Below are 8,762 nucleotides of genomic sequence, written 5' to 3' on the forward strand. Positions count from 1 at the left end.
ATCCTCGATGATGACCGGCCGGCGGCTCGCTTGATCCAGGATCAACCCGCCGATGATGCCGGCGCCGACACCGACGGCCGCGGGCCCCCAGCTACCTCCGCCCGGATATCGTCCAGGATAACGAGGCGGCCGCCCAGGCGCGCCACCGGGACGCTGGTCGGGATAGGGCCTGGTCGTCGGGACGCGATCGCTTCCTGTCTCCGACCTCTGGCTCAGTCCCTGGCCCTGGCCGAAGCGCTGACCGCCGGTCCTGAAATCTTGAGCGGAAGCTGGGAAAATCAGCCCGATGAGCCAGACCAGGGCGGCGCAACCGGCAAATCGCGCCCACTGTTGATGCGACCTCCCGCTGGTTTGACGGAGCACGGCACCCACTCCCCATTTCGGCCCCAAGGCCAGCATCCCAAAGCCCCCGTCGCGCCCGCTACGGGGCCGGCGCTACGAAGCTGATGATCGCAGCCTCGGCCTTCATCCGCGCCGCGATGGCGTCGACCTGCGCCGGCGTCAGCTTCGCGTCGCCGACGCGCACCTTGAAGAAGCCGTTGGCGCGCGGACCGTCGACCACCGACGCCTCGTAGCGCTTGAAGAAAGCGGCAATGTCGGCGGCCCTTGCATCCGGTACGAAGCTGAGCAGGACATAACGCTCCGAGGACGATGTTCCCGGCGCAGACGCAGTCCGGAACCCACCCCCGCCACCGCGCAGGGCAACGCCCGTCAGCGCAACGCCCTGAATCGCGATCAATGCCAGAGCCGCGGCGCTGGCATAGGCAAGCTTTCGCGGCGGCAGCGCCGCCAGCCATTGGCCGAGCCAGCTCAGGAAGCCGCCGCGGGCCCGTGCCAGAAGCGGCGCCTGCTGCGGTTCGGCTTCGATGCCGGCCATCAGACGGTCGAGCGCGCGTGGCGAAGGGGCGCCCAGGCTCTCGTTGAGCAGGATCGTCTCCGCCATATCCTCACGGATGATCTCGAGCCGTGCGGCGAGTTCAGGATCAGTCGCCAGCGCCGTCTCGACGCGCGCCTTGTCGGCAGCCGAAATGCGGTCATTGGCGTAGAAGGGCAGCAGCTCTTCGAGCTCACGTCGCCTCGGATCGGTCGCGATGCCCTCAGTCATGGCGCACCTCCCGATTGGGCGGATCGAACCGGCCTCCGAAAGCACTCATGGCCAGCCCCGATCGATCCCGGCCGCCTTGAGCAGCTCGCCCAGCTTCTTGCGGGCATGGAAGAGCCGCGTCTTGACGGTGTTCTCGGGGATGCTGACAATCCGCGCCACCTCCTCCACGGAGGTCTCGTGATAATAGACGAGATCGATGACCTCGCGGTGTTCGAGGCTGAGCTTCCCGAGGCAGGCCCTGATCGCGAGACCCTTGTCCTGCTTCTGCAGCACGATTTCAGGATCGTCCGCCTCGTCCTCGATGGATTCGGCGAATTCGTCGTCCAGGCCAGCCTCGCGCCGCTTGCGCAGCAGCGAGTAGGCCTTGTTGCGGGTGATGGCGAGGAGCCAGGTCGTGACGCTGGCGCGCGCCTCGAACCGGTCCGCCTGCCGCCAGAGGTCCATGAAGACGTCACTGATCACATCCTCCGCAACCGTCTCGTCGCGCACGAGCCGCAGCGCGAAACGATAGACATGCACCTGGTGCCGCGAGAACAGCACCTTCATCGCGAGCCGGTCGCCCGAGGCGATCCGCTTGACGAGGTCTTCGTCGGACTCGGTATGCATCGCGCGAGGCCCTGCATGCCGGCTCGCAGGTTTGTCGCTGCGAATGCGGCGGAGGTTCAATCCGTTCCAAGATTAATGGCTCGCACGCATTGCGCCAGCCATTTGCTGCGACATCCTCAACCTGGGGTCGCGAACCCTGCCGCCGCAGCAGAGCCGCCCCCGAGCCGATCGCAGGGCGGGCCTGCTTTGCCAGCCTTCCGCCGCGCCGCGGAATCGTGGAAGCATGCGCCCTCGAACAAGGGGAGTTGGATATATGGCCGTTGCCAAGAGCGCGCGTGAGACTGTCTACCGGACGCAGAACTGGAACCTGACCAAGCCCTCGGCGCGCGGAAAGAACGGCATTGTCGTCTCGCAGAACCGCGAGGCAGCCGCAGCCGGCGCAGCGATCCTGGACGCCGGCGGCAATGCCGCAGACGCCGCCGTCTCTGCCTGCTTCGCGCTCGCCGCGGTCGAACCCTGGAACAGCGGTCTCGGCGGCATCGGCTTCGCGGTCGTGCTGAAGGCCGGTGAGCAGCGGGCGCAGGTCATCGATTTCGGCCCCGTCGCGCCCCGTCGCGCCGATCCAGCGGACTACCCGCTGACCGGCGCGATGAAGAAGGACCTCTTCACCTGGCCGGAGGTGGTGGACGACCGCAATATCCACGGACCGCTCTCCTTCTGCATCCCTTCGTCGGTTGCGGGCTATGCGGCGCTGAAACAGCATTTCGGCAGCGGACTGCCGGTCTCCGACCTCCTCGCCCCTGCGATCGCGCTCGCCAGGCGCGGGCTGGCGCAGGACTGGTACACGACGCTGAAGATCGCCTCCTCGGCCTCGGTCTTGCGGCTCTATGAAGAAAGCGCCCGCATCTATCTGCCTGGCGGCCTGCCGCCGGTGCCGCCCTATCAAGGTGTCCCGGGCTTCATGAGGCTCGGCAATCTTGCAGCGACCCTGGAGCGCCTGGCCGAGGCCGGCCTGCGCGACTTCTACGAAGGCGAAACCGCAAGGCGCCTCGCAGCCGACATCGCGGCAGTGGGCGGCGTCGTCGATGCGACCGACCTCGCAGGCTGCGAAGCGACCGTCCGGCAGGCTCCCGTGATCGACTGGCGCGGAACGCATGTGCTGCACACGGCCGGCGGGCTGACGGCCGCCCCGACGCTCGCCGCAGTGGTCGAAGGCATGGCCGCAGTCGCTCCGCCGACAGGAGGCCCGGACGCCGCCTGGTTCGCAAAGCTCTCGACGGTGATGCGCGAGGCCTATGCCGAGCGCCTCGCCGGACTCGGCGCCGCACACGCTGCACCGGAACCGGCCGACACCTGCACCACGCATCTGACCGTGGTCGATGGCGAGGGCAATCTTGTCGCCATTACCACCACGCTGCTCTCGTCGATGGGCAGCCGCGTCGTGCTGCCCGAGACCGGCGTGCTGATGAACAACGGCATGATGTGGTTCGATCCGCGCCCCGGCAGCGCCAATGCGATCACCCCCGGCGCGCGACCGCTCTGCAACATGTGCCCGGTCGTGGTGGCGCCGAAGGACGGCAACTGGCCGCGGTTTGCCATGGGCGCCTCGGGCGGCCGGCGTATCCTCGCCAGCGTCTACCAGAGCCTGGCCTGGACGCTCGATTTCGGCATGGACGTCGGCGAGGCCGCCCATGCGCCGCGCATCGACGTCTCCGGGCCGGATTCGACCAGCGCCGATTGCCGCCTGCCTGACGATGTTCTCGATGCGCTGGAAGCGGCCGGACCGGTCTCGGTCGTCGAGCACGGGGTGCTGCCGATCAACTTCGCCTGCCCGAACCTGATCCGCGTCGACACCGACGGTGCGGAGGGTTGCAGCGATCTCGTATCGCCCTGGTCTGCCGCGGTCGCGGCAGGCCCTGCKGCCTGACGCGAAGCCGCCCTGCGCCGGTCAGGCCCGGCGCAGGCCCCAGGGATAGGGCGCGGAGCCCGGCAGCATGCCGGTCAGGCTCTTGCGATAGGCCGTGCGAATGACGAACTGGCCGAGCGGGATGGTCGCGACCTCTTCGAGCGCCAGCCGCGCCAGGGCAACGGCAGCCTTCTTCTGGCCAGCCGCATCGGCAGCGTAGAGCCACTCCTCGGCCAGCTTCTCGGCGGTCTCGTTCTCCCACCAGCCGAACCAGCCCTTGGCTCCCTGACCACGGACGAGCAGCGACAGCGCCGGGTTGCTCCAGCCCACCGCCGGGCCGGTGGTGTGAAAGATGCTCCAGCCGCCCTTCTCGACGCTTTCGCGATTGCCGCGACGCTGCACGACCGTACCCCAGTCGCTGTCGGCCATCTGCACATTCATGCCGAGACGCTGCAGCAATTCGCCGGTGACCTGCCCGAGTGGGCCGATATCGGGGAAATCGGTGGGGCTGATGATGACGACCTTCTCGCCAGCATAACCGGACGCCGCCAGGGCGGCCTTCGCCTTGTCCAGGTTTTGCGGCATCAGGTCTTCCTGCTCGCCGGTATAATAGGGCGTGCCGCGCGGCCAGAGGCTGCGGCAGGTCTGCCAGAGCGTGGTGTCGTCGCCCTGCGTCGCCTGCATGTAATCCTCCTGGTTGACCGCCATGCGAACGGCCTGGCGCACCTTGGGATTGTTGAAGGGCGGGTGCAGGTGGTTCAACCGCATGATAGCCATCCGGCCGGAGGTGTCCGTCGCCTCCCGCCTGATCTCTGGATTGCTCGCGAGCAACGGCTGCAGGTCGGTCAGCGGACGCTCCCACCAGTCGACCTCGCCCTTCATCAGGGCCGAAGCCGCGGTCGCGGGATCGGGCAGGACCTGCCATTCCACCCGCTCGAAATAGCCGGTCTTGCCGCCAGCATTGCGGCTCGCCGGCTCGGGACGTGGCTTGTAGCCGGCGAATTTCTCGTAGACCACCCGGCTGCCGGAGACATACTCGCCCGGGATGAAGCGGTAGGGGCCGGAGCCGACGATCTCCGTCACCTGCTTGCTGGCATCGGTCACGGCCAGCCGTTCGGGCATGATGAAGGGCGGCGTATCGACCTTGGCGAGAGCCTCGAGCATCGTCGGGAAGGCGCGCGTCAGCTTGATCTCGAAGACCCGGTCATCGACGACCTGCCAGCTTTCAACCACCTTGGCCAGCAACTGCCCGTACGGGTCGCGCTGGCACCAGCGCTTCAGGCTGGCGACGCAATCGGCGGCCTTGACCGGCGCGCCGTCATGGAAGACCAGACCGTCACGAAGCGCGATGCGCCAGGTCTTGCCATCGTTCAGCACCTCGTGCCCTTCGGCCATTTGTGGCTGCGGCTTGAAGTCCATGTCGGCGCCGAAGAGCGTGTCGAAGACATAGTAGCCGTGATTATTGGTCACGGTCGCGGTGGTCCAGATCGGGTCGAGCGCGCTCAGATTGGCCTGCGGCACGAATTTCATCAGCGTGGAGCGCCCGGCCTGGGCCCGGGCGAGAGACGTCAACGAGGTACTGCCGAGGCCGGCTGCAACGGCCCCCTTCAAGAATGTACGGCGCTTCAACGGAAATCCCTCTTGTCATTGTATTGGCGGCGACGGCGCGTCAGTCGAACCCCAGGAACCCTGGACTGTCGCTCAGGCGTTGAGCCTTCGCCAGCGCGGCGATGTCCGGCACCGGTCGCGCCGTACGTGGATCGCCTGCCAGCACCCGCTCGAGGGCCGCCGCAACGGCAAGCACCTTGGCGTCGCCGCCGCGCGGACCGACGATCTGCAACCCGAACGGCATGCCGTTGCGATCCAATCCGACCGGCAGCGAGATCGCGGGATGGCCAACCACGGTGACGGCATAGGCAAGTGCCAGCCAGTGGAAATAGGTTCGCGTCGCCTTGCCGTCGATTTCGGCCGGATAGAGTTCGCTCCAGGGCCGCGGGCTCAACGTCACGGCCGGCGACAGGATGACGTCGAAGCGCGAGAAGAAGCTCTGCCAGTTCTTGTAGAGCACGGTCTGCTGCTTCAGCGCCTGGGTGACGTCGAGTGCGCTGTAGCGCAGTCCTTCCTCGACATTGGCGCGAACATTGGGGCCGACCTGTTCGGGCGTGTCGCGCACCCGCTCATGCATCGAGGCCAGGAAGGAGAGCGAGCGCAAGACCTCGAAGGTTTCGTCCGTGCCGCTGCAATCGGGCGTCGCCTCGTCAGCGACGGCAAAGAGGTGATTGAACAACCCGGTCTTCTCGGCAAAGACCTCACGGATATGCCGCTCGGTCGGCGCGAAACCGAAATCGGGCGTCAACGCGACCTTCAGCGAGGCGAGGTCGATCTCGGCCGGCCGCGCGAAATCCTCCGGTTTGCGCACGGTCTGGCCGAAGATCGTCGTTGCCAGCGGATCGCAGGCATCGTCCGAGACCATGGTCGAAAGCAGCAGGCAGAGGTCGGGCACGGTCCTCGCCATCGGGCCCAGCACACTCAGCGGGTTCCAGCCGAAGGGTCGCTTGTCGCTCGGGACCAGCCCCGGTGTCGGCCGAAAGCCGACGACGCCGTTGAAGGCCGCCGGATTGCGCAGCGAGCCGCCCGTATCCGAGCCGGTCGCGATCGGCACCATGTTGGTTGCCAGCGCGACGCCGGACCCGCCGGAGGAGCCGGCCGCCGATTTGGAGGGATCGAAGGGATTGCCGGTGACGCCATAGACGGCATTGCGCGTGTTCGCGCCGGCGCCCCATTCCGGCGTGTTGGTCTTTCCGGCGATGATGGCGCCGGCCTTGCGGACCGAGGCGACGATCAATTGGTCTTCAGGCGGCACGAAGTCCCGAAACAGCGGGCTGCCATAGGTCGTCCGCAGGCCCGCGACATTCTCGAGATCCTTGATGCCGACCGGCAGGCCATGCAGGGCGCCGAGCGCATCGCCGCGCATCGTCGCCTCATCTGCCATTCTCGCCGCCGCCCGCGCTCGCTCGTCATCGCGCGCAACCATGGCATTGACGGCCGGGTCGACGGCATCGATGCGGCGGATGCAGCTTTCCAGCAATTCGCTGGCTGAGAGGGACTTCGCCCCGATCAGGGCGCGCGCCTCTACGGCGCTGAGATCGCAAGGTTCGCTCAAGTCAGGGCCCCTTCCATTGGCATGGCGCGGCAGGCAAATGCCGCGTCTCGTCAGCCAGATCGACAGGAGGCCACGCTGGCACCACGAGGACCGGCCTCGCAATGCACAGGATTGCATCGGCCCGTTGCGCCGGCCGGCGGTGCGGCCCGATGACCGGCTCGCGAGCCAAGATCGGGCCGCTTCGCCTACTGCGTATTTGGCGGCAGAAGGTAAAGCGTCATGGCGAAAATCAGATAGACCATCAGCAGGAGCACGCCGACGAACCAGGTCGAGCGACCACCGCTGGTCGTCAGGAACGCGGTCAGCGTGGAAATGAGCACCATGACCACCGCCCCCGGCCAGAACAGCAAGTTCATCGGCGCTGGACCGATGACGTAGCTGAGCAGGACCAGCACCGGAGCGACGAAGAGCGCGATCTGGGATGCGCTTCCCAAGGCGATGCCCACGCTCAGGTCAAGCCGGTTTTTGCTCGCGCCGGAGAACGCCGAGGCCATTTCGGCAGCGCCGCCGACCAGGGCCACGACGATGAATCCTACAAACGCAGGCGTCATCCCCAGCGCAACAGCGGCCTGCTGCACGGATTCGATGAAGACTTCACTGACCAGTGCCACGAGGACCGTAACGCCAGCCAGGGTCGCGAGAGCCAAGCCCAGCGGAAATGCCTCTTCGCCAGCCTCCGCTGTATCCGTGCTGCCGAAGAACTCCCGGTGTGACTTGAGCGAGAATACCAAGCCCAACGCATAGGTCCCGATCAGCAGCACCGACAGACCCACGCTCAATTGATGGGCGAAGCTCGATGACGCCGCGGAGCCCGCATCGGGAACGATCGACGGAGCCAGCATGGCGACAACGGCAAGAAAGAGAAGGCTCGTCTGGAGGCGGGCACTGACCCGATTGTAATCCTGCACATGGTATTTGAGACCACCGATCAGAAATGACGCCCCCAACATGAACAGAGTGTTGGTCACGATCGCTCCGGCGATGGACGCCTTCACCAACGTGAATTCACCGGCGCGTAGCGCGGCCAGCGCAATGATCAGCTCGGTCAGGTTGCCTAGCGTGGCGTTGAGAAGGCCGCCCACGGCATCCCCTGTCTTCACGGCAACGGACTCCGTCGCGTGACTCAGCAACGTCGCCAGGGGTACGAGTGCCAGTACGGCAAGCACGAACAGGAGTGTATGTGCTTCGGGCTTGAGGCGCTGGGCGATGAATACTGCGGGCACCATCGCCAACAGCCAGAGAATGGCATTGTGGCGGATTTCCCGGAGAAGCGGGGCAATCATTGCCATCAGCTCGGCCTTCCTTGTCTTGGAACTGGCACCTTCGTTTGGGTTCCGAGTATTCTCAGGTGACGAACGTGAAGTAGAGAGCTTCGTTTATCCGCCAATCCTCTATGCGCTCAATCACCAATCCCGAGCCCGATCATGACAACCAGAACTCCGGACAGAATTGGCCCTATCACACGGAATTGTTGCGCGAGGGCGAAGAAAGAGGCGCGCCTTTTCTCTTTGGGCTCCATCAGATGAAACCTCGTAAGATTAGGCACCCACACGCCCCCAAGCAGACCGCGGCAGCCTTCCATTATAGTAAGGCAAGCGCTTCCATCTGTGCGTCGAACGCTAGAACAAGGCGTCGGCCACCGAACGGATCGAAAGCTGCCATGAGCGAATTTCCGACTGCCGGAACTGTCTATCGATCGTATTCACCGGTCAAGATCGCCGTTTCGGATGGATTAATCTGTTCTCGCGAAGATGGGTGCGCCGCCGGTACGCTGACGAGCGCGTTGGAGAGTACTCGACTTTCTGCCAGTCGCCAGCGGAACCGGACATGCCGATTCCCGGGCACATCATCGAATGCCAGAACGTTAGTTTACAGGGCTTACGTTCATTGTACTGTGTTCTGCGTGTCAGCCAACGATGAGCCGTGGTTGTTCGGCCAATCGGATAGGCAGGCACTTGGAACTCGTCTTCCGCTGCGTCCACCGGAGATCCAGCCCATTCTCGTCGCAGTTCCGACCTGGTCCAGAATGGGCTGAGTACTAC

Annotated in this window: 6 protein-coding genes and 1 pseudogene; 1 reads left to right on the forward strand and 6 read right to left on the reverse strand. The window is 65.6% G+C overall.

The window, feature by feature from the left end; all coding sequences use genetic code 11:
* Positions 1-421: 421 nt before the first annotated feature.
* Together AC1D34_RS29555 and AC1D34_RS29560 are read right to left on the reverse strand one after the other, a co-directional pair.
* Positions 422-1,105 (reverse strand): anti-sigma factor family protein, encoded by a 684-nt coding sequence (locus AC1D34_RS29555; RefSeq protein WP_441487845.1) that lies wholly within the window; start codon positions 1,103-1,105, stop codon positions 422-424.
* A 45-nt stretch (positions 1,106-1,150) separates the two neighbouring features.
* Positions 1,151-1,711 (reverse strand): sigma-70 family RNA polymerase sigma factor, encoded by a 561-nt coding sequence (locus AC1D34_RS29560; RefSeq protein WP_441487844.1) that lies wholly within the window; start codon positions 1,709-1,711, stop codon positions 1,151-1,153.
* Positions 1,712-1,964: 253 nt separating this feature from the next.
* On the opposite strand from AC1D34_RS29560, the gene AC1D34_RS29565 reads away from it, so the two are divergent.
* Positions 1,965-3,578 carry a gamma-glutamyltransferase gene (locus AC1D34_RS29565; protein ID WP_441487843.1) on the forward strand — a complete coding sequence of 538 codons (1,614 nt, stop codon included), beginning with the start codon at positions 1,965-1,967 and terminating at the stop codon, positions 3,576-3,578.
* Between the two features lie 21 nt (positions 3,579-3,599).
* Here AC1D34_RS29565 and AC1D34_RS29570 read toward each other — a convergent pair whose 3' ends face one another.
* From AC1D34_RS29570 to AC1D34_RS29585, 4 genes and pseudogenes are all read right to left on the reverse strand, one after another.
* A complete protein-coding gene (locus tag AC1D34_RS29570; protein ID WP_476826133.1) occupies positions 3,600-5,186 on the reverse strand; it encodes an ABC transporter substrate-binding protein in 1,587 nt (528 codons plus the stop codon).
* 40 nt (positions 5,187-5,226) lie between these two features.
* Positions 5,227-6,720 carry an amidase gene (locus tag AC1D34_RS29575; RefSeq protein WP_476826134.1) on the reverse strand — a complete coding sequence of 498 codons (1,494 nt, stop codon included), beginning with the start codon at positions 6,718-6,720 and terminating at the stop codon, positions 5,227-5,229.
* A gap of 185 nt (positions 6,721-6,905) precedes the next feature.
* Positions 6,906-8,000 carry a calcium/proton exchanger gene (gene cax / locus AC1D34_RS29580; protein ID WP_441488327.1) on the reverse strand — a complete coding sequence of 365 codons (1,095 nt, stop codon included), beginning with the start codon at positions 7,998-8,000 and terminating at the stop codon, positions 6,906-6,908.
* A gap of 67 nt (positions 8,001-8,067) precedes the next feature.
* Positions 8,068-8,239: pseudogene (locus tag AC1D34_RS29585) on the reverse strand (potassium channel family protein); the annotation flags it as partial.
* Positions 8,240-8,762: the final 523 nt, after the last annotated feature.

It is taken from the genome of Allobosea sp. P1_A7 (genome assembly GCF_056406775.1).

Coding starts and splice junctions, on each gene's coding strand:
- AC1D34_RS29555 (WP_441487845.1), bottom strand. CDS start 1,105: ATGACTGAGGGCATCGCGACCGATCCGAGGCGACGTGAGCTCGAAGAG.
- AC1D34_RS29560 (WP_441487844.1), bottom strand. CDS start 1,711: ATGCATACCGAGTCCGACGAAGACCTCGTCAAGCGGATCGCCTCGGGC.